The sequence below is a fragment of the Pseudonocardia sp. CA-107938 genome (assembly GCF_050936315.1).
GTDB lineage: Bacteria > Actinomycetota > Actinomycetes > Mycobacteriales > Pseudonocardiaceae > Pseudonocardia.
This window is the reverse complement of the sequence record NZ_JBNJNA010000002.1, coordinates 1,042,974-1,064,485: the sequence shown is the minus strand read 5'-3', so window position 1 is coordinate 1,064,485 and position 21,512 is coordinate 1,042,974. Positions and strand designations below refer to the sequence as shown.

At 74.5% G+C, this 21,512-nt stretch carries 25 protein-coding genes; 13 read left to right on the top strand and 12 right to left on the bottom strand.

Annotated features, from left to right (window positions below; genetic code table 11):
• The first annotated feature begins 14 nt into the window (after window positions 1-14).
• The 5 genes from ACQEVB_RS37975 to add are packed head-to-tail and all read left to right on the top strand — an operon-like array spanning window position 15 to window position 3,682.
• Window positions 15-1,178: a hypothetical protein gene (locus ACQEVB_RS37975; protein WP_432983765.1), complete on the top strand. Its 1,164-nt coding sequence runs from the start codon at window positions 15-17 to the stop codon at window positions 1,176-1,178.
• 47 nt (window positions 1,179-1,225) lie between these two features.
• Complete coding sequence (locus ACQEVB_RS37970; protein WP_432983762.1) at window positions 1,226-1,855, top strand: hypothetical protein; 630 nt, start codon at window positions 1,226-1,228, stop codon at window positions 1,853-1,855.
• Between the two features lie 7 nt (window positions 1,856-1,862).
• Complete coding sequence (locus ACQEVB_RS37965) at window positions 1,863-2,486, top strand: TetR/AcrR family transcriptional regulator (protein WP_432983759.1); 624 nt, start codon at window positions 1,863-1,865, stop codon at window positions 2,484-2,486.
• The gene (locus tag ACQEVB_RS37960) at window positions 2,483-2,605 is read left to right on the top strand and encodes a hypothetical protein (protein WP_432983756.1); all 123 of its coding nucleotides are present in this window, start codon (window positions 2,483-2,485) and stop codon (window positions 2,603-2,605) included. Before ACQEVB_RS37965 ends, ACQEVB_RS37960 begins: the two co-directional genes overlap by 4 nt.
• 48 nt (window positions 2,606-2,653) lie before the next feature.
• Window positions 2,654-3,682 carry an adenosine deaminase gene (add, locus tag ACQEVB_RS37955; RefSeq protein WP_432983753.1) on the top strand — a complete coding sequence of 343 codons (1,029 nt, stop codon included), beginning with the start codon at window positions 2,654-2,656 and terminating at the stop codon, window positions 3,680-3,682.
• Window positions 3,683-3,782: 100 nt separating this feature from the next.
• Here the strand turns inward: add and ACQEVB_RS37950 are convergent, their stop codons facing one another.
• Window positions 3,783-4,277 (bottom strand): hypothetical protein, encoded by a 495-nt coding sequence (locus tag ACQEVB_RS37950; protein WP_432983750.1) that lies wholly within the window; start codon window positions 4,275-4,277, stop codon window positions 3,783-3,785.
• 124 nt (window positions 4,278-4,401) lie between these two features.
• On the opposite strand from ACQEVB_RS37950, the gene ACQEVB_RS37945 reads away from it, so the two are divergent.
• From ACQEVB_RS37945 to ACQEVB_RS37935, 3 genes are all read left to right on the top strand, one after another.
• Complete coding sequence (locus ACQEVB_RS37945; RefSeq protein ID WP_432983747.1) at window positions 4,402-5,070, top strand: response regulator transcription factor; 669 nt, start codon at window positions 4,402-4,404, stop codon at window positions 5,068-5,070.
• A 1-nt stretch (window position 5,071) separates the two neighbouring features.
• Window positions 5,072-6,331, top strand: coding sequence for a sensor histidine kinase (locus ACQEVB_RS37940; RefSeq protein WP_432983744.1), 1,260 nt, complete (start codon window positions 5,072-5,074; stop codon window positions 6,329-6,331).
• Between the two features lie 203 nt (window positions 6,332-6,534).
• Complete coding sequence (locus ACQEVB_RS37935; RefSeq protein ID WP_432983741.1) at window positions 6,535-6,954, top strand: hypothetical protein; 420 nt, start codon at window positions 6,535-6,537, stop codon at window positions 6,952-6,954.
• Here the strand turns inward: ACQEVB_RS37935 and ACQEVB_RS37930 are convergent, their stop codons facing one another.
• The 5 genes from ACQEVB_RS37930 to ACQEVB_RS37910 form a co-directional block, all read right to left on the bottom strand.
• Complete coding sequence (locus tag ACQEVB_RS37930) at window positions 6,955-7,389, bottom strand: DUF5655 domain-containing protein (protein ID WP_432983738.1); 435 nt, start codon at window positions 7,387-7,389, stop codon at window positions 6,955-6,957.
• Complete coding sequence (locus tag ACQEVB_RS37925; RefSeq protein WP_432983735.1) at window positions 7,386-8,573, bottom strand: FAD-dependent oxidoreductase; 1,188 nt, start codon at window positions 8,571-8,573, stop codon at window positions 7,386-7,388. Before ACQEVB_RS37925 ends, ACQEVB_RS37930 begins: the two co-directional genes overlap by 4 nt.
• Window positions 8,574-8,598: 25 nt before the next feature.
• Window positions 8,599-9,261 (bottom strand): hypothetical protein, encoded by a 663-nt coding sequence (locus ACQEVB_RS37920; RefSeq protein WP_432983732.1) that lies wholly within the window; start codon window positions 9,259-9,261, stop codon window positions 8,599-8,601.
• A gap of 75 nt (window positions 9,262-9,336) precedes the next feature.
• A complete protein-coding gene (locus tag ACQEVB_RS37915) occupies window positions 9,337-11,088 on the bottom strand; it encodes a sensor histidine kinase (RefSeq protein ID WP_432983729.1) in 1,752 nt (583 codons plus the stop codon).
• 86 nt (window positions 11,089-11,174) lie between these two features.
• Window positions 11,175-11,990, bottom strand: coding sequence for a CPBP family glutamic-type intramembrane protease (locus ACQEVB_RS37910; protein ID WP_432983726.1), 816 nt, complete (start codon window positions 11,988-11,990; stop codon window positions 11,175-11,177).
• A gap of 144 nt (window positions 11,991-12,134) precedes the next feature.
• Between ACQEVB_RS37910 and ACQEVB_RS37905 the strand changes: the two genes are divergently transcribed.
• Genes ACQEVB_RS37905 through ACQEVB_RS37895 form a run of 3 tightly spaced genes read left to right on the top strand, consistent with a single transcriptional unit; the run spans window position 12,135 to window position 13,819 of the window.
• Window positions 12,135-12,497 carry a response regulator gene (locus ACQEVB_RS37905; protein ID WP_432983723.1) on the top strand — a complete coding sequence of 121 codons (363 nt, stop codon included), beginning with the start codon at window positions 12,135-12,137 and terminating at the stop codon, window positions 12,495-12,497.
• 30 nt (window positions 12,498-12,527) lie between these two features.
• The gene (locus tag ACQEVB_RS37900) at window positions 12,528-13,172 is read left to right on the top strand and encodes a response regulator transcription factor (RefSeq protein WP_432983720.1); all 645 of its coding nucleotides are present in this window, start codon (window positions 12,528-12,530) and stop codon (window positions 13,170-13,172) included.
• A gap of 14 nt (window positions 13,173-13,186) precedes the next feature.
• Entirely contained in the window at window positions 13,187-13,819 is a 633-nt protein-coding gene (locus ACQEVB_RS37895) for a hypothetical protein (RefSeq protein WP_432983717.1), read from the top strand.
• Here ACQEVB_RS37895 and ACQEVB_RS37890 read toward each other — a convergent pair.
• Complete coding sequence (locus ACQEVB_RS37890; RefSeq protein WP_432983714.1) at window positions 13,773-14,003, bottom strand: hypothetical protein; 231 nt, start codon at window positions 14,001-14,003, stop codon at window positions 13,773-13,775. The genes ACQEVB_RS37895 and ACQEVB_RS37890 overlap by 47 nt on opposite strands.
• Window positions 14,000-15,346: a Rieske 2Fe-2S domain-containing protein gene (locus tag ACQEVB_RS37885; RefSeq protein ID WP_432983711.1), complete on the bottom strand. Its 1,347-nt coding sequence runs from the start codon at window positions 15,344-15,346 to the stop codon at window positions 14,000-14,002. The genes ACQEVB_RS37890 and ACQEVB_RS37885 overlap by 4 nt, the downstream gene beginning before the upstream one ends.
• Window positions 15,347-15,417: 71 nt before the next feature.
• Between ACQEVB_RS37885 and ACQEVB_RS37880 the strand changes: the two genes are divergently transcribed.
• The gene (locus tag ACQEVB_RS37880; RefSeq protein ID WP_432983708.1) at window positions 15,418-16,197 is read left to right on the top strand and encodes an IclR family transcriptional regulator; all 780 of its coding nucleotides are present in this window, start codon (window positions 15,418-15,420) and stop codon (window positions 16,195-16,197) included.
• Here the strand turns inward: ACQEVB_RS37880 and ACQEVB_RS37875 are convergent.
• Both ACQEVB_RS37875 and ACQEVB_RS37870 read right to left on the bottom strand, forming a co-directional pair.
• On the bottom strand, window positions 16,166-17,041 hold the full coding sequence (locus tag ACQEVB_RS37875; protein WP_432983705.1) for an alpha/beta hydrolase fold domain-containing protein: 876 nt from the start codon (window positions 17,039-17,041) through the stop codon (window positions 16,166-16,168). The genes ACQEVB_RS37880 and ACQEVB_RS37875 overlap by 32 nt on opposite strands.
• Before the next feature lie 2 nt (window positions 17,042-17,043).
• Window positions 17,044-17,982: an NADP-dependent oxidoreductase gene (locus tag ACQEVB_RS37870; RefSeq protein WP_432983702.1), complete on the bottom strand. Its 939-nt coding sequence runs from the start codon at window positions 17,980-17,982 to the stop codon at window positions 17,044-17,046.
• Between the two features lie 60 nt (window positions 17,983-18,042).
• On the opposite strand from ACQEVB_RS37870, the gene ACQEVB_RS37865 reads away from it, so the two are divergent.
• Window positions 18,043-18,477: a TIGR03618 family F420-dependent PPOX class oxidoreductase gene (locus ACQEVB_RS37865; RefSeq protein WP_432983699.1), complete on the top strand. Its 435-nt coding sequence runs from the start codon at window positions 18,043-18,045 to the stop codon at window positions 18,475-18,477.
• A gap of 130 nt (window positions 18,478-18,607) precedes the next feature.
• On the opposite strand, the gene ACQEVB_RS37860 is transcribed toward ACQEVB_RS37865, so the two are convergent.
• Window positions 18,608-19,684 carry a PEP/pyruvate-binding domain-containing protein gene (locus tag ACQEVB_RS37860; RefSeq protein ID WP_432983696.1) on the bottom strand — a complete coding sequence of 359 codons (1,077 nt, stop codon included), beginning with the start codon at window positions 19,682-19,684 and terminating at the stop codon, window positions 18,608-18,610.
• 11 nt (window positions 19,685-19,695) lie between these two features.
• Complete coding sequence (locus tag ACQEVB_RS37855; RefSeq protein WP_432983693.1) at window positions 19,696-21,441, bottom strand: PEP-utilizing enzyme; 1,746 nt, start codon at window positions 21,439-21,441, stop codon at window positions 19,696-19,698.
• Window positions 21,442-21,512 lie beyond the last annotated feature (71 nt).

Below are 21,512 nucleotides of genomic sequence, written 5' to 3'. Positions count from 1 at the left end.
ACCGACCGTCCCCCGTGCCCGACGAAGCCACGTTCGCCGCACGCAACGCCGCCACCCAGGGCTTCCTCGCCCTCGACGACGAGCAGCGCGCGGCGGCGGAGGCGGTGCGGGCGGCCGACGAGCTGGCCGGCGGGGCGCGGCTGTGGCCGCAGTGGGAGCAGGTCTCGGCGCAGTGCGACCGGGCCACCGAGGCGTACCTGGCGGCCACGCAGCAGTTCCCGCTCGACGGCAGCGTGTCGCTGCGCGGGGCGAAGGCGGCCGACGAGCAGGCGCTGCGCGAGATCCAGGCGGCCCGGCAGGCCATCACGCGCTTCCGGTCGCAGCACTCCCGGCAGATCGACGAGGCGGACATGCTGATCCGCAACCTGCCGCAGTCGATCCAGCTGGCCAGGGTGGCGCTCGTCGACGCCGACAAGGCGGTCAGCGCGGCGGAGGCGGCCGGGTTCCCGTCGCGGCGGGCCGCGGAGAAGCTCGTCGAGGCCGTCCGGGCGGAGAGCGGCATCGACACGGCGCCCGGCCTGCGCGAGCGCAGCAGCGCGGCGCAGCGCACGGTGGAACTGGCCCGGGCGGCGGCGAGCCTCGCAGCGGAGGCGCCGAACACGGCGTCGGCGGTGCGCTCGGCGCTGCGCAGCGTCAGCACCCGCCGGGAGGCGGCCACCACGAAGATCGAGCGGATCGAGCCGGCACTGTCGGCCCTGCGCCGCGAGTTCTCCGAGCCGTGCTCCCGCGACCTCGTCGACGCGGAGCGGGTGGCGCGGGCCGCGGTGGCCGCGGCAGGCACGGCACTGGGTGACGCCGAGCGGCTGGCCGGCTCCGGCGACTGGGACGACGCCGCCGACGCGGTGGCCAGGGCCCGCGCCGAGCTGGGCCGTGCCGAGGAACGGGCACAGGCGGCCACCGACCGGTTGACCCAGCTGCGCGAGGTGAAGGCCGACCCGACGAAGGAGGCCGCGAGCACCCGGTTCGTGCTCCGCGACGCGCAGCGGCTCGTCGTCGACCGCGGGTTGGTGGCCCGGTTCGGACCGATCCTCGACGCGCAGGCGGTGCGCCTGGAGCACGCGCAGGAACGGCTCACCGGGGTGCACCCGGACTACTGGCTCTACCTCACGGAGCTGCGCGGCATCCGCGAGCGGGCGAAGGCCGTGGTGGAGGACGTGCGGGCGCTGCAGCGCCGCTGACCCCGCACTCTTGAGCGGCCGCTCAATCGCACGCTACGCTCCGCCCCATGTTGAGCGCCCGCTCAAACCGGCGGATCTACGTCGAGACGACGGTGCGCGGCGACCTGCCCACGCTCTGGGCCCGCAGCCAGGACCCCCGCCAGCACCGGCGCTGGGACCTGCGCTTCACCACGATCGAACCGGCCGCTCCCGGGCAGCTCCGCCACGCCGTGCGCGTGCTGCCCGGGGTCGAGGTCCCCGACCTCGACGCCGAGCGCCGGGCCGACGGATGTGCCGGGTCCCTGCTGCGGTTCCGCTCGCCGCACCTGCTGTCGTTGCTGCGCGCCGAGTCCACGGGCGAGGCACCGTCCCACACCGCCCGCGACTACGAGGTTCGCTGGGGCATCGCGGGCCGCGCTGCGGACCGCGCCTTCCGCCCCCTCATGGGCTGGCGCACCGCGTGGGCGTTCGACCGGCTCCGCCTGTGGGTGGAGCGCGGGATCACCCCGGAGCAGGCGCTGCGCAACGCGCTGGCCGACGCCGGGGTGCGGGTCGCGGCGGTCGGGCTGGCCGCGGCCCGGTGCGGGCGGGTGGCGGCGGTGGCGACCGCCCTCGTCGTGGTTCTGCTGCCGCCGTCACCACTCACCCCGGCAGCCCGCCGCTGCCTGCGTCGCCCCCGCCGCGCGTCAGGGGCATGATCGACCCGTGAGCGCTGCCGACACCCGCCGCAAGCTCCTCGACGGGGCCATCGACACCGTCCGCGCGGAAGGTCTCGGCGGGACGTCGGCGCGCAGCATCGCGCGGACGGCCGGCGTGAACCAGGCCCTGATCTTCTACCACTTCGACACGGTGGACGCGCTGCTCGCCGAGGCCGCCCGGCGCACCACCGAGCAACGGGTGGGCCGCTACCGGGCCCGGTTCGCGGCCGTCACCACGCTGGGTGAGCTGCTCGCCGCCGGCCGGGCGCTGTGGGCCGAGGAGGAGGCCCACGGCGCCGCGATGGTCCTCGCCCAGCTGCTCGCCGGCGCCCAGACCAGTCCCGCACTCGCCGAAGGCACCGCCGCGGCGTTGGGACTGTGGGCGACCGAGGTCGAGACCGCGCTGCGGCGCGTGCTGCCCCAGTCGCCGCTGGCCGGTCTGCTGGACCCGGTGGCGACCGCGCAGACCGTCACGGCGGCGTTCGCGGGGCTGTCGCTGTTCGGGGCGATCGGGGCGACCCCCGACGCGTTGGGCCAGCTGGAAGCGCTCGTCGCGCTCGTCGACGACCTGGGGCCGGTGGAGCGTCGGCTGGTCGCGCGCCGGCTCGCGCGCCGAGCGGAACGCCCTTGACGAGGTCGGCCGGGTCAGGCTGTGATCGACCCGTGGACCGGTTCGAGCTGCGGCGCGCGGAGCTGCTGCGCCGACCGCTCTACGGCACCTGCTACGACCGCACCGACGCGGACTGGTGAGCGGGCACACCGCCCGTTCGTCCCGTCCCGCTTCCGGAAGGTCCTCTCGTGCCCACCACCGACGTGGCGGCGTTCACCGCTGCCCTGCCCAAGGTCGAGCTGCACCTGCACCTGGTCGGCTCCGCCTCCCTCGACACCGTCCTCACGCTGGCCCGCCGGCACCCCGAGCGCGGGGTGCCCACCGACCGCGACGAGCTGCGGCGCTTCTACGCGTTCCGCGACTTCCCGCACTTCCTCGACGTCTACTTCGCGGTGAACCGGCTGGTCACCACGGGCGCCGACGTCGTCACCCTGCTGGACGGCGCCGCAGCGGAGCTGGCCACGCGCAACGTCCGCTACGCCGAGATCCAGGTGACGCCGGTGCGCAACCTCGGCTCCGGCATCTCCTTCGACGACCTCGCGCAGGCGCTGGCCGACGGGCGCGAGCTGGCCGCCGCGAAGCACGGCGTCGAGCTCGGGTGGATCTTCGACGGCGACACCGCGCTCGGCCTCCCCGGCCTGGAGCAGACGCTCGAGTTCGCGGTGCAGCACCGCCCGCCCGGCACGGTGGGACTCGGGCTGGGCGGCGCGGAGATCGGCGTCCGCCGCGCCGACTACGCCCCGCTGTTCGCCCGCGCCCGCGACGCCGGGCTGCACTGCCTGCCGCACGCCGGCGAGACGGTGGGGCCCGAGGAGGTGTGGGCGGCGGTCCGCGACCTCGGGGCCGAGCGCGTCGGGCACGGCATCGGTGCGGCCACCGATCCCGCGCTGCTCGACGTGCTCGCGGAGCGGGGCATCACGCTCGAGGTGTGCCCGATGTCGAACGTGCGCACCGCGGCCGTGCCCAGCCTGGCCGAGCACCCGCTGCCCCGGATCGTCGCGGCCGGCGTGCCCGTCACGCTGGCCACGGACGACCCGGGCATGTTCGACACCGACCTCGACACCGAGTACCGGGTGGCGCACGAAGTGCTGGGTCTGTCCCCCGCGCAGCTCGCCGACATCGCCCGGGCTGGTGCGCGGGCGGCGTTCTGCTCGCCGCAGCTGCGCGCCGAGCTGCTCACCGGCATCGACGAGGTGTGCGCCGCCCACGGCGTGTGACGTGCAGGGCCGCGCCGGGAGCCCCATCCTCCGGCGCGGCCCCGCGAGACCCGTCCCGCGCGATGCTCCCCAGCGATCGGTCGCGGGTACGGGCAGGCGGTCAGCGCCGCGGCACGACGCGCACGGCTCCGGGCCCCTCGCAGGTGATCACGAACGTGTCGCCCGACCCGTCCCGGCGCTCCACGTGCGTGCCGGGCTCGCCGGGCGCGGGCACCAGGACGTCCGCCCCCGGTTCGGCCGGCTTGGCGGGCACCAGCACGTCCGCCCCCGGTTCGGCCGGCTTGACCGGTTTGGCGGGCACGGCCTCGCAGGTGCCGACCCCGACCTCGTCCGGGCAGTCGACCTCCGGCCCCTTCGGGGTGCCCGGGTGCCGGTACCCGTGCGGCTCCGCACCGGATCGCGGCACGAACCGCGGCTCACCGGCCGGCGGTGGCGCGCCGTCCTCGAGCGAGCAGACGGTCAGGATGGGGCCGGGCGGGGCCGGGTCGCGGTCGTCCCCGGCCGGCGCCGCGGAGGCCGAGCCGCTGAGCAGCAGCGTGGCGCCGATGGCGGCGACCGCGGTGCCGGCGGCGTACGGGATGGTGCGCAGACGCACGATGGCTCCTCTGTCGAAGTGGATCGGACGCCGCAGACGGTCCCGCGATCATGCTGAGCCGACGCTGAACGTCGCCGAACCGGTCTTCAGGTTGGTCTCAGCCCCGTCCCGGACACTGATCGACATGCGGGTTCTCGTGGTGGACGACGAGGTGCGGCTGACCGAGCTGCTCACCAAGGGCCTCACGGCGGAGGGGTTCGCCGTCGACGTCGCCCACGACGGCCGCGACGGGCTGTGGCTCGCCACCGAGCACGACTACGACGTCGTCGTGCTCGACGTGATGCTGCCCAGGATGAACGGCTACACGGTGTGCGCCCGGCTGCGCGAGGCGGAGCGGTGGATGCCGATCCTCATGCTCACCGCCAAGGACGGCGTGCACGACGAGACCGAGGCCCTCGACACGGGCGCCGACGACTTCCTGTCGAAGCCGTTCGCCTACTCGGTGCTGCTGGCGCGGTTGCGCGCGCTCGTGCGGCGCGGCTCGGGGGCGCGGCCGGTGTCGGTCGTCGTCGGGGACCTGGTGCTGGACCCGGCCGGGCTGCGCTGCCGCCGCGGCGAGGTCGCCATCTCGCTCACCCCGAAGGAGTTCGCGGTGCTGCACAGCCTGGCCCGCCGCCCCGGCGAGGTGGTGTCCAAGCAGGAGCTGCTCGCGCAGGCGTGGGACTTCGCGTTCGACGGCGACCCCAACATCGTCGAGGTGTACGTGAGCGCGCTGCGCCGCAAGATCGACGCGCCGTTCGGGCGCACGTCGCTGGTGACCGTGCGGGGTGCGGGCTACCGGTTGGAGGGTTGAGATGGCCGGCAGGCTCTCGCTGCAGGTGCGGGCGACGCTGGCCGCGACCGCGGTCGTCGCCGTCGCGCTGGTCGTGGCGGCGGCGGTGCTCGACGGGGTGCTCGGCGACAGCTTGCGGCAGAGCGCCGAGCTCGACGCCGGCCGCCGCGCCGCGGTGACGGCCGCCCAGCTGACGGAACCGAGCCCGCGGCTCGTGAGCGACCCCGACATCACGGTGGTGCCGTTGCCGCCGGCCGCGCCCGCGCCCGGCGTGAGCGTCGGGCAGGCAGCGCAGGGAGTGCCGTCGTGGGAGACCACCGACTTCGTCGTCGCCCGGCAGGGCGTGGTGACCGAGGAGGGTCCGGTGCTCGTGACGTCGCGGGCGTCGCTGCTGCCCGCCGAGGCGGCCCGCGACACCCTGTGGGCGGTGCTGCTGCCGGGCATCCCGGCGCTGCTGCTGCTGGTGGCGGGCCTGACGTGGGCGGCGGTCGGACGGGCCTTGCGCCCGGTGGCGGCGATCCGCCGGGAGCTGGCCGACATCACCGCGACCGACCTGCACCGGCGGGTGCCCGTGCCGCGCGGCGGCGACGAGATCGCGGCCCTGGCCGCCACCACCAACGCGACGCTCGACCGCCTGGAACAGGCCGTCGGCCGCCACCAGCGGTTCGTCGCCGACGCCGCGCACGAGCTGCGCAGCCCGCTCGCCGTGCTGCGCACCCGGCTGGAGATCGACCCGGCACCGGGCCCCGAGCTGCGCGGCGAGGCACTCGCCGACGTCGAGCGCATCCAGCGCCTCTCCGCCGATCTGCTGCTGCTCGCCCGCCTCGACGCCGGCGAGCCGCCGGAGTCCGCCGACGTCGACCTGTCCCAGCTGGCTGCCGAGGAGGCCGTGCAGCTGCGGACCAGGTCCGATGTGGCGGTCGTGCTCGCGGTCGCCGAGGGCGTCGTCGTGCGCGGATCGGCCGAGCAGCTGCGGCGGCTCGTGGCCAACCTCGTCGACAACGCGGTGCGGCACGCCACCTCCACGGTGGAGGTGCGGCTGACCCCGACCGACGACGGCGCCGTGCTCGACGTCCTCGACGACGGGCCGGGCATCCCGGTCGCGCAGCAGGAGGCCGTCTTCGACCGCTTCACCCGACTCGACGAGGCGCGGGCCCGCGACTCCGGCGGGTCGGGGCTCGGGCTCGCCATCGTGCGCGACATCGCGGTCCGGCACGGCGGGACGGCGGCTGTGGTGGACGGGCCGCCGGGCGCGCACCTGCAGGTCCGGCTCCCGGGCTGAACGAGGAGGGTCCGGCAGTTGAGGGTTCGTGCGGCTTTCGGTGTCCAGGTGGTTCCTCGCAAGGCGCCGCCCGCAGCGCAGACCGGGCGTCTTCGCAAGGGCGGCAACGCCGCGAGGGGCCGCCTGGGCGCCGAAAGCCCGGACCCTCAACTGCCGGGCCCTCCATCCCCAACCGATCACGGGTGACGCTGATCGTCGCGGGCATGACCCCTCTCGCCGTTGCCCCGTCGCGGACGACCGGTCTCGTCGCGCCGGCACTCGTCGTGCTCGTGGGCTGGAACGTGCTCCTCGCCGTGCTGGCGTTCGGGCAGGCCACCGCACCGCGGTCGGACGGGCGGGCCACGGCGTGGACGCTCTTCGCCCTCGCCGCCGCGTCGCTGCTGGCAGTGGTCGCGGCCGGGGCCGGGGCCTGGCTCGCCACCCGTGGCGACGGGGGTCTGGCGATCGCCCTCACCGGGCTCCGGGTCCAGTGCTGCCTGGCGTTCCTGCACCTGGTGCCGGCCGGGGCGACCGTCGGCGCCGCCGCCGGGATCGGTGCCGCGGCCGTGATGGTGGGCGGCTGGGCCCTGCTGCCCCGCGTCACCGCCGAGCTCACCGAAGCTGCCGCGCGGTGGCGGCGCTGATCAGCTCCGGTGCTCCTGGCGGCCGATCCGGTAGGCGGCCGCGAGCCAGGACCGCACGTCGGCGTCGACCTCGGCCGGGCCGTGCAGCCGGAAGGCGTGCAGGACGTTGTGCCGGGAGAACTCCTCGATCCGGGTGAACCGCGGGTGCTCGACCCGCTCGCCGAGCACGACGTGCCCGTCGAGCCACCGGCGGCGCACGGTGAAGGCGGCGAAGCTCATCCGGACGTGCAGCGCGATCCGGCTGGTCTGCGGCAGCACCTCGACCGGGCCGAGCGCCCGCACCGCGGCGACCACCTCGTCGAACGCCGCCCGCACCTGCGGCTCGGACCGCGCGAAGTGGGCGTCGAGGTCGCCGAGGGGCCGGCAGGTGTGCACCGGCCCGGCCGCGGCGAACGTCCGCGCGCAGGATGGGCAGGTCCACATCCCGCCGGTCATCCGGCGATGCGGGCGGTGAGCGCGCGCAGCCGGACCGGGTCCTCCTGCTGCAGGGCGCGCACCGCTCGCTCACCCGCACCCGGCAGCGTCCCGAGCGCGCGCAGCAGCCTGTCGCGCACCGCGCGGGTGCGCGGGGAACGCAGGTGCGCCATGCGGGTGAGCAGGTCGGCCCGGGTGGCGACGGCGAGGACGGCACGTCGCCGGCGCGCCGTGTAGCGGGCGAGGGCGGCGTCCGCCGTCGGGGCGGCGGCGAGGGCGGCCACCAGCACGGCGGCATCGACGAGCGCGCTGTTGGCGCCCTGCCCGGACGTCGGGGCCAGCGCGTGCGCCGCGTCGCCGACCAGCACTCGGCGGCCGTCGTGGAACCGCGCACACCGCACCAGCGGCACGTCGTTGACCAGCAGCTCGTCGAACGAACCGACGGCGTCGAGCACGCGTGCGGCCGCGGGCAGCTGCGCGGTCCACGCCCGGCGGAGGGCATCCAGATCACGCGCGGCCACGGCATCGCGGACCGCCGGCGCGGTGGCCGACAGGTAGAAGTAGTGGGTCTGCGCGTCGACCGGTGCGCCGCCGAAGATCCCCAGCGGTGTCCACACCTCGCCGGCCGCGGCCCCGTCCGGCAGCGGCACCAGCCCGCGCACGTAGACCTCCCGCGACGTGCGGACCCGCGCGCCGAACGCGATCTCGTCGCGGACCGCGGACCGCGCCCCGTCGGCTCCGACGACCAGGTCGCACGACAGCACCGCGCCCGAGCCGGTGCGGACGACACCGCGCCGGTCGGCCGCGACGACCGGGGTCGCGAGCTGGAGCGTGATCCGCGGCTCGGCGTGCACGGCGTCGAGCAGGACGCCGTGCAGCACGCTCCGCCGCACGGCCACGTGGTGGTCGAGACCGGGACCGAACTCCGGGACGGCGAACTCGCTGATCGGCTCCCCGGCCGGGCCGCGCACGACGACCGACCCGACGAGCCGGCCCGCGGCGCGCACCGGGCCGTCGAGGCCGGCACCGGTCAGCACCGCCAGGCCGTTGGGCTGCAGCAGGATCCCGGCGCCCACGGCCCGCACCTCGGCGACCCGCTCGAGCAGCGTCACGGTGGCACCGGCCCTCGCCAGCAGCACCGCAGCCGTCATGCCGCCGATGCCCGCCCCGGAGACGACGACGTCGAGCCCGTCCACCGCCGTCACCGGGCACCTCGTGCGGTCGCCGTCGTCATCCCGCGACCGCCACCTGCACGGTGCCCGAACCGGCCTCGACGCGCAGCGTGCGCGCTGCCCCGGGGACGTCCACGACCCGGACGTCGGCCATCCCGGCGGTCGCGCGGGCGTCCACGTCGTAGTCGGCGGGGGGCACCCCGACCAGCAGCGAGCCGACCCCGGCGCGCATCGCGACCCGGTCCGGCGGTACCGCGAACGTGGCCGACACGGAGCCGGTGCCGATCCCCGCCGCGAAACCGTGCACGTCGAGACCCACGGCCTGGACCGAGCCGGCGCCCACACCGAGCCGCACGGTCGCCCCGGCCGGGACGGTGACGTCGTACGCCGTGGCGCAGCTGCCGTCCATGCACCGGGCGCTGATCCGCAGCACGCCGTCGACGACGGCGGCGCTCGTGCGGGGCTCCGCGGAGCGCCACTCGCGGGAGACGGTGACCTCGGAGGTCGCGCCCGGGGCACGGGCGAGCGCGACACTTCCCTGATCGACGTCGAGGACGATCTCGCGCACGCCGTCGAACGAGGTCGTGGTGACCGCGCGGTGCCGGGCACCGAGGAACACGCCGACGGCGACGCTCGCCAGCAGTACGGCGACGCCGATGACGATCCCGATGGTGCGGCCGCGGGTGGCAGCGGGACGGGGAACGGTCTGTGTGGTGGTCATGCCGCTCACGGTTCGCCGATCGCGCCGGCCCCACCAGCAGGTCGTCCCCGTTCCCGGGGCAGGGTTGTCCCTGCATCACGCCTGCTGGTGGAGCGGGAAGGCGGCCGTGACGACCGTGCCGGCGCCTTTCGGCGAGGTGATCCGCAGCTGCCCGCCCAGGGCTTCGACGCGGTCGGCCAGACCCCGCAGTCCGGTGCCGAGCGCCGGATCGGCTCCGCCGCACCCGTCGTCGGCGATCTCGACGGTGGCCCGCGCAGGTTCGCGGCGCAGCGTCACGGTGGCGCTGGACGCCGCGGCGTAGCGCGCCACGTTCGTGAGCGCCTCCGAGGCCACGAGGTAGATCGCGAACTCGATCGGCTCTGGCAGCCGCGGCCCCGGGTCGGCCGCGACCTCGGTGGGGACGGCGGCGCGCATCGCGAGCGCATCCAGCGCCACGTCCAGCCCGTGCTCGAGCGCGGCGGGATGGATGCCGCGGGCCAGCTCGCGCAGCTCCTCCAGCGAACGGGCGAGCTCGTCGCCCGCCGCGGCCACCAGCTCCTCGGCGTCGGCCGGGTGGGCGCGGATGCTGCGCCGGATGAGCGAGAGCTGCAGGGCGAGCGTGACCAGGCGCTGCTGGGCCCCGTCGTGGAGGTTGCGCTCGATGCGGCGACGCTCGGCGTCGGCGGCGGAGATGATCCGCTCGCGGGAGGCCTGCAGCTCGGCGAGCTTCGCCTCGACCTCCGACTGCAGGTGCCGGTTCTCCAGCGCGATGGTCGCCGCTGCGCCGACCGCGGCCACGAGGTCCGGGTCGTCGTCGAGCGCGCGGTCGTGGATCAGCGCCGCGACCGGCTCGCCGGCGCGTTCCAGCAGGAGGGCCGACCGGTCGTCGTCGGGCGGCGGCAGGGGGACCGCGGCCCCGTGGGCGTCGAGGAACGTTCCGTCGTCGCGCCGGTGCGCGATCGTCAGCAGCGGGTCGCCGAGCGCCCTGGAGAGGGCGCCCTGCAGCTGCGCCGGCCCCGCCGAACGGAGTTCCTGGAGCAGCCCGGCGAGCTCACCGCGCGCGAGCCGCGAGCGCAGCAGTTCGGCGAGGAAGGCCAGCGGCACCGTCACGATCGAGATCGCCGCGACCCAGGACACCGCCACGGCCAGCGGCGAGCTGCGTGAGCTGCCGAGCAGCAGGTCGATCACGAGCAGCGCGACGTAGAGGAGCAGGCACGCCACCCCGGCCAGGCTGGGGAGCAGTGCGCGGCGCCCCGGACGCGTTGCCCTGCGGTACCGCACGGCCAGGACGACGGCCGTCGCGAGCGAGACGCCGGCGAAGAGGATGCGCTGCGCCGCGTCCACCACCGCCGCGGTCGGCGGATCGCTCTCGGCGACCACGAGGTAGGCCGGCGCCAGCACGAACACCTCGACGGCGACGACCGCCACCAGCACCCGGTCGGCGCGGTGCCGCAGCCGGCCGCCGGTGCGCAGCGTGAGCAGCAGCGGCAGGAAGAAGAGGAACCACAGGTCGGCGAACCAGTTCCTGATCAGGTCCGCCACCGGGTGCTGGATCAGCCCGATGAGCGGACCCAGCAGGAATGCCGCGCCCGTGAGCAGCATGAGCGGCCCGCTGCGGCTGTCGGGCCGCCGCCGCCACGCCACCAGTCCGCATGCGGCGAACGACCCGCCGACGAGCCGGTAGACGACCCCGATCGGCGGCACCTCCGCGCCCGCGATGACGGGCGCCAGCGCCGCGGCTTCGGCCGCCAGCACCAGGACCCACAAACCCGCCCACGACCACATCGACAAGGATGTGGACCGCTGCGCGACCGGCGCCGCGGTCCGCAGCGGAACCTCGTACGCCATCGGCGGCTCCTCGCGCGGGGGCGTCGACTGTAGAGAGTCCGCAGCCGGAGCGGCACCGCTGATCGGCGCCGATCCGGCTGTTCCGGTCAGGCCGCAACGGGCTCCCGCCGCCGGTCGGCGGTCGCTGCGGCAGGCGCCGGACGCCACATGCTGCGGTCGAACGCGAGGATCGCGGCCGCGAGCAGCGCCCACAGGGTCCCGGTGAGCACGTCCATCCTGGCCGCGTCGGCGGCGACGAACCCGAGCGCCGCCGACGACACCGTGCCCTGCAGCACGTGGAACAGCATCGTCATCAGCACGCTGCCCCCGGTGTGGTCGAACAGCCACACGTAGACCACCGTGATCACGACGGTCACGGCGATGCCGAGGAGCGGGAGCTGCCCGGCGACGACGAGCGGCACGTGCCAGACGGCCACGATCGCGCCGAGCACGGCGGCCGCCGCGGCAGGGGTGCGCCCGATCTGGAGCAGCGGCACGGCGTACCCGCGGTAGCCCGGCTCCTCGCCGGCGGGGCCGTCCATGACGTCGACCCAGCGCACCGCGAAGTTGAGCGCGAGCGCACCCCACGCCAGCTCCGCGAGCACCGGAGCAGGCGCCCCGAAGACGGCGACGTTGGCGAGCGACGCCAGCGCGAGCACGGCGAGCGGCGTCAGCGCCGCGACGGCGACCCACCGCCACCCGACCCGCCATCGGACCAGCCGGGCGCCGAGCGCGCGGTAGCCGGCCCGCCCTTCCGCGAGGCCGATCACGATGAGCGCGGCGGCGAGCGGGCCGATCGGGAACAGGGCGCCGGGGAAGAGCCCGAGCGCCCAGAACGGGAACGGTGCCCAGCTGATCAGGAAGGTGAGCCCGAAGAACGCGGTGAGCCGGTGCGCGCGGGTCCAGGCGATGACCGTCGACATGGAGTCCTCCTCGACGAGGGCTGGAGAGGGTGTGCCGGGGAGACGATCGCTGCGCGCGGGGCGGCGCGGTACGGGCCGGACCCCGTTCCTGCACGAGGGTTTGCCCCGTGGTCGGCGCCGCGGCGCGGTGCCAGCATCGACGGCATGGACGTGCGGGTGCTGATCGTGGACGACCACGAATCGTTCCGGTCGATGGCGCGCCTGCTGCTCGTCGCCGACGGGTTCGCCGTCGTCGGAGAGGCCGGCGGCGGCGTGGAAGCCATCGCAGCCGTGCGGGAGGTGCGGCCCGACGTGGTGCTGCTCGACGTCCAGCTGCCCGATCTCGACGGTTTCGCCGTGGCGGTCGCGCTGGCCGAGGAGGACGATCCCCCGGCGGTCGTGCTGGTCTCCAGCCGGTCCCGGGGTGACTACGGCGGCCGCATCGCCCAGAGCCCGGTCTGCGGGTTCATCCCCAAGTCCGAGCTGTCGGGCGAGGCGTTGCGCCGGGTGCTGCCACGGTCGGCGTGACGGTCGGCGTGACCGAGCTGGAGGTGGATCGTGCGGGTGATGGTGGCCGACGACGCGGCGCTCTTCCGTGAGGGCATCGCGCGGGTACTGGCCGACAGCGGCTTCGACGTCGTGGCCGCGGTCGGTGACGCGCAGAGCCTCCTGGAGCGGGTGGCCGACGACCCGCCCGACGCCGTCGTCGTCGACATCCGGATGCCGCCCACGCACACCACCGAGGGCCTCGACGCCGCGCACGCGCTGGCCGGATCACACCCGGACGTGGGGGTGCTGGTGCTGTCCGCGCACGTCGAGCCGCACTTCGCGCTGCAGCTGATCGAGTCCGGGGCCCGCGGCGCCGGGTACCTGCTCAAGGAGCGGGTGGCCGACGTCGACGAGCTGGGTGACGCGGTGCGGCGGGTGGCCGCGGGCGGGGTGGTCGTCGATCCGGCGGTCGTCGCGCAGCTCGTCGGGCGGCGCCGCGAGCGCAGCCCCCTCGACGACCTCTCCGAGCGCGAGCGACAGGTGCTGGAGCTCATGGCGGAGGGCCGTTCGAACCAGGCCATCTGCCAGCGCCTGTACCTGAGCCCGAAGACGGTCGAGGCCTATGTGCGCTCGCTGTTCGGCAAGTTGGGGCTCCAGGCGGGAGCCGACGACAACCGGCGCGTCCTCGCCGTGCTGGCGTTCCTGCGCAACTGACCGAGGAGGTCGTGATGGAGATGTCCACCAGCCGCGCAGGCGCGGTCGCGGTCGCGGCCGGGCTGCTCCTCGCGGCCCTTGATCTCGGCAGGCTGCCGATCCTGCTCGCCGACGACCGCGTGACGGCCCTGCTCGACCCGGTCAACCGCGCGGTCAACGCGGCGTACTTCTTCGGCCTCTGCGGCCTCGTGTTCGCGGTGATCGCCCTGCACTCCCACCACCGCACCGACGCGGGTGCGTTCGGGACGGTCGGGTTCGCGGCCGCGGTGCTCGGCACGGTGACGATGGCCGGCGACATGTGGTTCGACGGGTTCGCCGCGCCGTGGCTGGCCGACGTGGCCCCGCAGGTGTTCACGGTGGGTGCCACGCCGATCCTGCAGGTCGGCGCCGTCCTCTCGTACGGGCTGTGCGCGCTGGGCTGGGTGCTGTTCGGCGCGTCCATGGCCCGCGGTCGGCGCTACCCCCGTGCGATCGCGCTGCTCGTGGCGGTCGGCGGGGTGCTGTCGTGGCGGGCCGGCGTGCCGCCGTACGGCGCGGCGCTCGGACTCGCGGTCGCGGCTGCCGGTGCGTGGCTCGTCCGCAGCTCGGGCGAGGTCCCGGTCAGTGCTCCGGCTCGTGCCCCAGCACCCCGTCCCCCGTCGGGATGATCTCCCCCGACCAGCCGCACCCGGTGCACGCGCAGTAGAACCGCCGGTCGTCGGCCTCCCAGAACTCCGACGCCAGCGCCAGCGCCGTCGCGCACCTCGGGCAGAACCGGGGCGCGTCACGGCGGTGCGCCTCGGCGTCGGCGGCGAACCGGCGGTCGACGATCGGCCGCCACGGCTCCGTCATCGCGGCGGGCCCGAGTCGACCTGGGCCGACACGCCCGGCGCCAGCGTCGCACCTCCGAACCCGCCGACCGGGACGAACGACGCACGGCCGGCCGCCTTGTCCTTGCCGACCCGCTCCGCGGCCCGCACGTGGATCTTCTTGATGGTGTCGAGCACCGGCGAGAACCGGGTGGATCCCATGTCGCAGAAGTCGAGGGCGAACTGGGCGCCGCCGGCGTGGAACTTGTCCTTCTCGCACGGCAGGTCGATGCGCTCGTGCGGCTCGCGGATCGTGCCGAGCGGGTCCTCGCCCCTCGCGACGCGGGCCATCTGCTCGCGGAACATCTTGCGCAGCATCGCCACCCCGATGTCGCTGCGGCCCAGGTGCTCCGTGGTGCGGTCGGTGATCCTCCCCTGCGTCACCCAGGCCATGATGTCCTGGCCCTCGACGTAGTTGGTGACGTGCCGGCCGCGCTCGTCGAACACGGGGATCTGGTAGTCGGGCACCGATGCCTGCTCGACCGGCTCGTAGCCCTCCGGCGCGTGCACCGTGTAGAGCATGAACCGGGTGGTGGTGCGGTTGACCGGCACCCTGATCTGCATCTGGTGGATCCCGCCGCCGCCGACGCGCATGTTGTACGGGAAGACCAGCGGGTGCCCGACCTTCCAGTCGTCGTTGTCCTCGCTGGCGCCCTTCAGCACGCGGCGCTTGATGATCCCCCACTCGAACGCGTCGAAACCGATGCGCTGGTGCTCCTTGCCGAACGACGCCGGCGCGGTGAAGCCCTCGTGTCGTCCGACGAACTCGAAGTACCGCCCGTGCAGCCACTCGACGTGGTGCGGGTCGACCGCGTTCTCCATGATCTGCACGTAGTTGCACGGCAGGTCGGCCCAGCCGGTGTCGCGGAACCCGTCCATCACGTAGACGTCGAAGCGCGGCAGCAGCGGCGCCGGGTCGGGCCCGACGTACGCCCAGACCAGCCCGCCCAGCTCCTCGACCTTGCCCGCGGTCGCGCGTACCCGGTTCTGGAAGTTGGTGTTCTCCTTCTCCGCGGGCTGGTCGGTGCACGCGCCGTCGGTATCGAACTTCCAGCCGTGGTACGGGCAGCGCAGCCCGTCGGCCTCGACGACGCCGTACGCCATCGACGCCTTCCGGTGCGGGCACGGCTCGGGGATGATCCCGTACCGGCCGGACGGGGAGCGCCACAACGCGAAGAAGTCACCCAGCAGCTCGACGCGCTTGACGGGGAACTCGGCGAGCTCGCGCGTGAACGCCACCGGGTACCAGTAGCGGCGCAGCACCTCCCCCATCGGCGTGCCCGCCTCGACCTGGGTCAGCTCGTCGTTCTGCTCGGCGGTCAGCATGGGCGGTCCTCCGGTTCGGGTAGCGGGAACCGTAGGTAGCGCCTGCGCGGCCGACAAGGAATCCTTCCCGCATGGAGGGAAAGCCGCAGCTCACCTCGGTGCGCAACGCCGCGCGGCTGCTCAAGGAGTTCTCCCGCACCGACCGGGAGCTGGGCGTCTCCGAGCTGGCGCGGCGGCTGGACCTGTCCACCAGCACCGTGCACCGCATGCTCGCCACCCTCACGGCGGAGCGGCTGCTCGACCGCGGCCGGTCCGGGCGTTACCGGCTGGGCCTCGCGATGTACGACATCGGCGCCATCGCCGGACCGAAGCCGGACCTGCACGAGGCCGCGCTGCCGGTGATGGCGGTGCTGCGCGCCGACACGGGCGAGACCGTGCAGCTCGCCGTGCTCGACGGCCTGGAGTCGGTCTACGTCGACCGCCTGGAGAGCCCGCACACCGTGCGCATCTTCGCCCGCGTCGGCACCCGGCTGCCCGCGCCCACGACGAGCACCGGGAAGGTGCTGCTCGCCGCGCTCCCACCGGCCGAGCTGGACGCGCGGTTGGCGGCGTGGACGCCCGAGCGCGTCACCCCGTTCACGATCGTCGACCCGCGCACGCTGCGGGCCCGGTTGCGGGAGGTCGCGGAGCGGGGGTGGGCGGAGAACCGGGAGGAGTCGCGGGTCGGCGTGGTGTCGGTCGGCGCCCCGGTGCGCGACGGTTCGGGCACGGTCGTCGCGGCGCTGTCGGTCGCCGCGCCGACAGACCGGGCCGCCCCGGCGACGCTCACCCGCATCCGTGCCGCCGTGATCACGGCCGCGGCGCGGGCGAGTGCCCGGCTCAGCCGGCCAACAACGCCCGGACCTGCGTGAACGCCGCACGCGACTCGGGTGTCCAGGTCGCGGCGACGTAGACGTGGAAGCCCCCGTCGGCCCACGTCGCGGTGCCGGTGTTGCCGGCGGCCCGCAGGCGCACCGCGAGGTCACGGGCGTCCGCGGCGAGGATGTCGTGCCCGCCTTGGAACAGGTGCACCGGCGGCAGCCCGGCGAGATCGGCCCGGATCGGGCTGAGCAGCGGGTCCTGCGGATCCTGGTCCCGGGCCCACAGCCGGCCGGCCACCCGCAGCCTGTCCACCTCCAGCATCGCGTCGAGCGGCTGCAGCGGGGCGATACCGGGGTGACGCAGCTCCAGGTCGAGCCACGGCGCGAACAGCACCACCTGCCGGGCCGGCGGGAGGCCCCGGTCGCGGTGGTCGATCGCCTGGCCCAGCGCCAGCCCGCCACCCGCCGAGTCGCCGGCGAGCGTCACCCCGTCCGCCTCCGCGGAAACCTGCTCGTACACGGCCCGCAGCGCCGGGTACGCCTCCGCGGCGCAGGACTCGGGCGCCAGCCGGTACAGCGGCACCGTCACCGTCGCACCCGTGCCGAGCGTCGCGGCGACGATCATGTGCCAGTGCGCCCCGAGCAGCGGCCGCACGTACGCGCCGCCGTGGGTGTAGATCAGGTGCTGCCCGCTCTGCCCGGTGCGCGGGACGAGCCGGATCACCGGGATGCCGGCCACCGTGGACTCGGTCACGTCGAAGCGGGCGAGCACCGCCCGCGGCACCGGCGCAGGCGGCGGGTACGCGCGACCGCGCAGCTCGGACTCCAGGTCGCCGCTCGGACGGCGGTTCAGCAGCCGCAGCAGCGCCCGCGACGCCGTCATCGCCGTGCTCATCGTCAGACCGTCAGCACGAGCTTGCCGGTGGTGTGCCCCAGCTCCCCGGCCCGGTGCGCGTGCCGGGCGCGTTCCAGCGGGAACGTCTCGGCCACCAGCACCCGCAACCTGCGCTGGTCGACGAGCGCGGACAGGTGCTCCAACCCTGACGCGTCCGGCTCCACGATCATGCCGGTGGCCCGCAGCCCCCGATCGGTGGCGGCGGCGACCGCCTCGGCAGCGGTGGCCGACGGGATCGTGACCATCCGCCCGTCCGGCGCGAGCACGTCCAGCGACCGGGTCGCGACCTCCCCGCCGATCAGGTCCAGCACCAGATCCACCGGCTCGATCGCCTGCTCGAACGACTCGGCGCGGTAGTCGACGGCCTCGTCGATGCCCAGGTCGTGCAGCAGGTTGTGCTTGCCCACCGACGCCGTGCCGATGACGTACGCGCCGCGCGCCTTCGCGATCTGCACCGCGAGGTGACCCACCCCGCCGGCCGCGGCGTGCACCAGCACCCGCTGCCCCTCCTGCACCCCGGCCACGTCGACCAGCGCCTGCCACGCCGTGAGCCCGGCCAGCGGCAGCGCCGCCGCCTCCACGGTGGACAGCCGTGCCGGCCGGTGCGCGAAGTGCCGCGACGGCGCCGTCACGAACTCGGCGTACGCGGCGGCCTGGCGCGGGAACCACGGCATCCCGAACACGGCGTCGCCGACGGAGAACCGGGTGACGCCCGGCCCGACGGCGTCGACGGTGCCGGCGACGTCCCAGCCCACGGTGAACGGCGGCGGGCCCAGCACGGCCGCCATGCCCTTGCCCGCGCGGGTCTTCCAGTCGACCGGGTTGACCCCCGCGGCGCCCACCCGAACCCGGATCTCCGTCGGACCCGGCTCGGGCACCGGCGCCTCGCCCAGCTCCAGGACCTCCGGCCCGCCGGTCGTCAGCTGCGTGATGACTCGCACCTGCGATGCCTACCATCGCGGGCCGCAGCCCGCGGATCGGGGCAGCCGTAGGCTTCCGCGGTGACCACGCTCCCCGACTCCGCCCGCGCCCTGCTCACCTCCGGCGCACTCGCCCACTGCGTCACCCTCAACGCCGACGGAAGCCCGCAGGTCAGCGCCGTCTGGGTGGGCGTGGAGGACACCCCGGACGGCGAGCGGATCGTCATGGCGCACATCCCCCGCAACGCCAAGATCCGCAACCTGGAACGCGACCCCCGCGTCGTCCTGTCGCTGCAGGGTGAGGGCCGCAACGCGATCGGGATGCAGGAGTACCTCGTCGTGTACGGCACCGCGACGATCACCGACGGCGGCGCCGGCGCGCTGCTCCAGCGGCTGGTGAAGGTCTACGGCGGCCCCGACGCGCAGTTCCCCCTCGCCCCCGACGCCCCGCCCGGCCGGGTCGTGCACATCGCGGTCGACCGCATCGGCGGCTTCGGCCCGTGGACGCAGACCTGACGATCACTCCCTGTTACGGTCCCCGCCCCGCTTCCGCGTCGAGAACGACGTTGTGGTGATCAACAGGGCCTGTTGATCACCACAAGTTCGTTCTCGACGCGTACCGCGGGCGGGCCGTGGTCACGGAGGGTCAGCGGCCCGGGATCGGCTTCCCGCTGAACACGTACTTCTGCGCCAAGGCAACCGGGTCGTAGGCGGCCGGGGCGGCCTGCGCGCTGGTCACAGTGACCGGGCGGGTCTGCACGATGCAGATCGGGTCGCCCGCGCGGCGGTGCCGCGAGATCACCCACTCGACGTCGACGGGGTAGCCGTAGTGCGCCTCGATCGCCTTCACGGCCTCGGTGATCGCGACGACCTGCTCCACGTCGAGGACCTGGCGGTCGGCCAGCCGTTCCGGCATCGCGACCTCGGTGACGCGGCCCTCGGCGAAGTCGAACGCCGACACGGTCTTCTTGTGGGCGATGTCGTAGCGGAGGATCCGGTCGTCGGTCTTGCCGACCTCGACGTGGTCGGGGTCGACGAGCCCCTGCACGATGGCCTCGCCCCACCCCCACGACGTCTCGATGACGATCCGGTCGGCCTTGCCGGTGACCGGGTGCACGGAGAACGCCACGCCGGACGAGCGGGCGTGGATCAGCTCGATCACGCCGACGGCGATCGGCATGTCGTGGTGGCTGATGCCCTTGCGCAGCCGGTAGGCCAGTGCCCGTCCGGTGAACAGGGAGCCCCAGCAGGCCCGCACCGCGTCGAGCACCCGCTGCGGACCGGAGATGCCGAGGTAGGTGTCGAAGATGCCGGCGAAGCTGGCGTCGGCGGCGTCCTCACCGGTGGCCGACGAGCGGACCGCCGTGGGCGGGTTGACCTCGACGCACCGGTCCGACAGCTCCTCGTACGCCGCGACGATCTCCGCCTCGAGCTGCGGTGTCATGGCGGTGGCGGCGAACAGGCCCCGGATCGTCGCCGAGGCCTGCTCCACCTCCCGCTCGGCCGGATCGGTGCCGAGATCGGCGAGCACCTGCTCGATCCGCCCGTCCAGGCCGGACTCGGCGCAGTGCCGCCGGTACGCCTCGACGGTGACGGCGAACCCCTGCGGCACCAGAACGCCGATCCGGTGCAGCTCGGCGAGGCGCCCCATCTTCGACCCGGCCACGGCCACCGCCGTGGCCGGATCGACCTCGTCGACCCAGACGATGGAGTCGGTTCCCACAAGAGTTCCCGTCATTCGGCCAAGTCCGCGGCGCGCTTGAGGATGGTCACCTTGCCGTTCGTGCCGTCCACCTCGACGGTGTCGCCGTCCTGGATCGCCAGCGTGGCGACGCCGACGGCGGTCACCGTCGGCACGCCGTACTCGCGTCCGACGATGGCGGCGTGGCTGAGCATGCCGCCGCCGTCGCACACGGCGCCGGCGATCTTGCCGAACGCCGGGGTCCAGTTGGGCGAGGTCGACTCGCACACCAGGATCTCGCCCGGCGCGAGGCGGTGCAGCTCGTCGGAGCTCTGCAGCACCCGCGCCACCCCGACGGCCTGCCCCTTGGCCGCAGCCACGCCGGGCAACGTCGTCTGCGCCGCGGCGTCCGGGTTCTGCACCGCCTTCAACGAGCCGGGGTTGATGCCGAAGATCTCGATCAGCACCGGGTCCTCGACGGACTCGGGGATCGTGCCGAGCACCTTGGGCATCTCCGAGCGCTTGCCGTGCCAGTGGTCGAAGTACTGGCGCCGGTCGGCGACCAGGCTCTTCAGCTCGCCCGAGTACGGCTTGCCGCCGGCGACGTCGAGCAGCTCCGGCCAGAACAGGTAGAGCAGGTCGTTCCTGTCGTCAGCGCCCACCCGGGAGGCGAGCTCCTGGCACGCGTGCCGCAGCGGCAGCATCACCTTGAGGTCGATGTAGAAGTTGTGGTCGTCCTGCCACCAGGGGAAGTTCGCGGCCTGGTTGGCGGCGAGCCCGCCGTCGAAGACGGCCTGCTCCTCGCGGGTGAGGCCGGACCGGGCCGCGTCGATGGCGGCGTCGCGCTCGGCGAGCGCGTTGCGGGCGGCGGCCGCGAAGTCGTGGTCGGTGTCCTTCATGAGGAACGTCTTGATGTTGCCGAACGCGTTGGTGTTGTCCTCGATCCAGCTGGGCACGCCGACGTCGCACGTCGCGTCGGTGCGGTGGCCCCACACCTGCAACCAGTCGTCGAAGTCGGTGAGCCACTGCGACGCGGAGCCGCCGTGGGCCGAGAGCGCCTGGCGCAGGTTCTGCGGCTCGTTGTCGGCGAAGACCTGCGCGAGCCCGGCCTGGCGGGCCTTGATCGCGAGCCCGTACAGCTCGCGGTCCAGCTCCATGATCTTGGTGTCCTCACCCTGGAGGAACTTGCCGACCTGGCTGGTGTCGATGCCCAGCTCGGCGCACGAGCCGTAGAAGCCGAGGAAGTTGACCAGCATCGGGTACATCACCGCGAAGTGGATCTCCATGGCGCGCTTGTGGTAGCGGCGCGCCTGCCGGAGCAGGAACGGGAACTCCTCGGCCTTCGTCTGCGTGAGGTCCAGGCCCTGGAAGTAGTCCCAGGTGGCTTCCAGCTCGTCGCGTCCGGCGTTCCAGATCGCGTCGTAGTTCTGCAGGAAGTGCGGCAGGTTGGTGCCCAGCCGCTGCGCGCGGGCCCCGATCTCGCGGGGGTCCTCCTCCGGGATCGGCGACCCGTAGAGGTGGGTGCCGGCGAACCGGCAGGTCACGCCGCGGCCGGGCGGCAGCGGCAGGTTCTCCGACGCGCTCTGCGTGCCGTGGCAGTAGCCGTCGGCGCTCCACAGGGTGGCCGCGAGCGGGGTGAGGCCACGTGTCCAGTGGAAGTCGAGGAACCAGAACGCGTTCTCGTCACCCGCCTTGAACGGCGACGGGGCGTCGACGACGTAGGGGAAGTCGAAGAACTCCGGTCGGTACCCGGGGTACCACTCACCGGTGTAGGGCTCTACGGGGACGACGTCGGGCATCGGACCTCCAGGGTCTCCGGTCGTTCGGGCGACCGTGACAGCGGACACACCCCGGATCAACCCGGCCGTTC

Bases quoted from the DNA above. Each gene is read 5' to 3' on its own strand.
- ACQEVB_RS37970 (WP_432983762.1), top strand. From the start codon at position 1,226: ATGTTGAGCGCCCGCTCAAACCGGCGGATCTACGTCGAGACGACGGTG.
- ACQEVB_RS37945 (WP_432983747.1), top strand. From the start codon at position 4,402: ATGCGGGTTCTCGTGGTGGACGACGAGGTGCGGCTGACCGAGCTGCTC.
- ACQEVB_RS37940 (WP_432983744.1), top strand. From the start codon at position 5,072: ATGGCCGGCAGGCTCTCGCTGCAGGTGCGGGCGACGCTGGCCGCGACC.
- ACQEVB_RS37935 (WP_432983741.1), top strand. From the start codon at position 6,535: ATGACCCCTCTCGCCGTTGCCCCGTCGCGGACGACCGGTCTCGTCGCG.
- ACQEVB_RS37930 (WP_432983738.1), bottom strand. From the start codon at position 7,389: ATGACCGGCGGGATGTGGACCTGCCCATCCTGCGCGCGGACGTTCGCC.
- ACQEVB_RS37920 (WP_432983732.1), bottom strand. From the start codon at position 9,261: ATGACCACCACACAGACCGTTCCCCGTCCCGCTGCCACCCGCGGCCGC.
- ACQEVB_RS37915 (WP_432983729.1), bottom strand. From the start codon at position 11,088: ATGGCGTACGAGGTTCCGCTGCGGACCGCGGCGCCGGTCGCGCAGCGG.
- ACQEVB_RS37910 (WP_432983726.1), bottom strand. From the start codon at position 11,990: ATGTCGACGGTCATCGCCTGGACCCGCGCGCACCGGCTCACCGCGTTC.
- ACQEVB_RS37905 (WP_432983723.1), top strand. From the start codon at position 12,135: ATGGACGTGCGGGTGCTGATCGTGGACGACCACGAATCGTTCCGGTCG.
- ACQEVB_RS37895 (WP_432983717.1), top strand. From the start codon at position 13,187: ATGGAGATGTCCACCAGCCGCGCAGGCGCGGTCGCGGTCGCGGCCGGG.
- ACQEVB_RS37890 (WP_432983714.1), bottom strand. From the start codon at position 14,003: ATGACGGAGCCGTGGCGGCCGATCGTCGACCGCCGGTTCGCCGCCGAC.
- ACQEVB_RS37885 (WP_432983711.1), bottom strand. From the start codon at position 15,346: ATGCTGACCGCCGAGCAGAACGACGAGCTGACCCAGGTCGAGGCGGGC.
- ACQEVB_RS37880 (WP_432983708.1), top strand. From the start codon at position 15,418: ATGGAGGGAAAGCCGCAGCTCACCTCGGTGCGCAACGCCGCGCGGCTG.
- ACQEVB_RS37875 (WP_432983705.1), bottom strand. From the start codon at position 17,041: ATGAGCACGGCGATGACGGCGTCGCGGGCGCTGCTGCGGCTGCTGAAC.
- ACQEVB_RS37855 (WP_432983693.1), bottom strand. From the start codon at position 21,441: ATGCCCGACGTCGTCCCCGTAGAGCCCTACACCGGTGAGTGGTACCCC.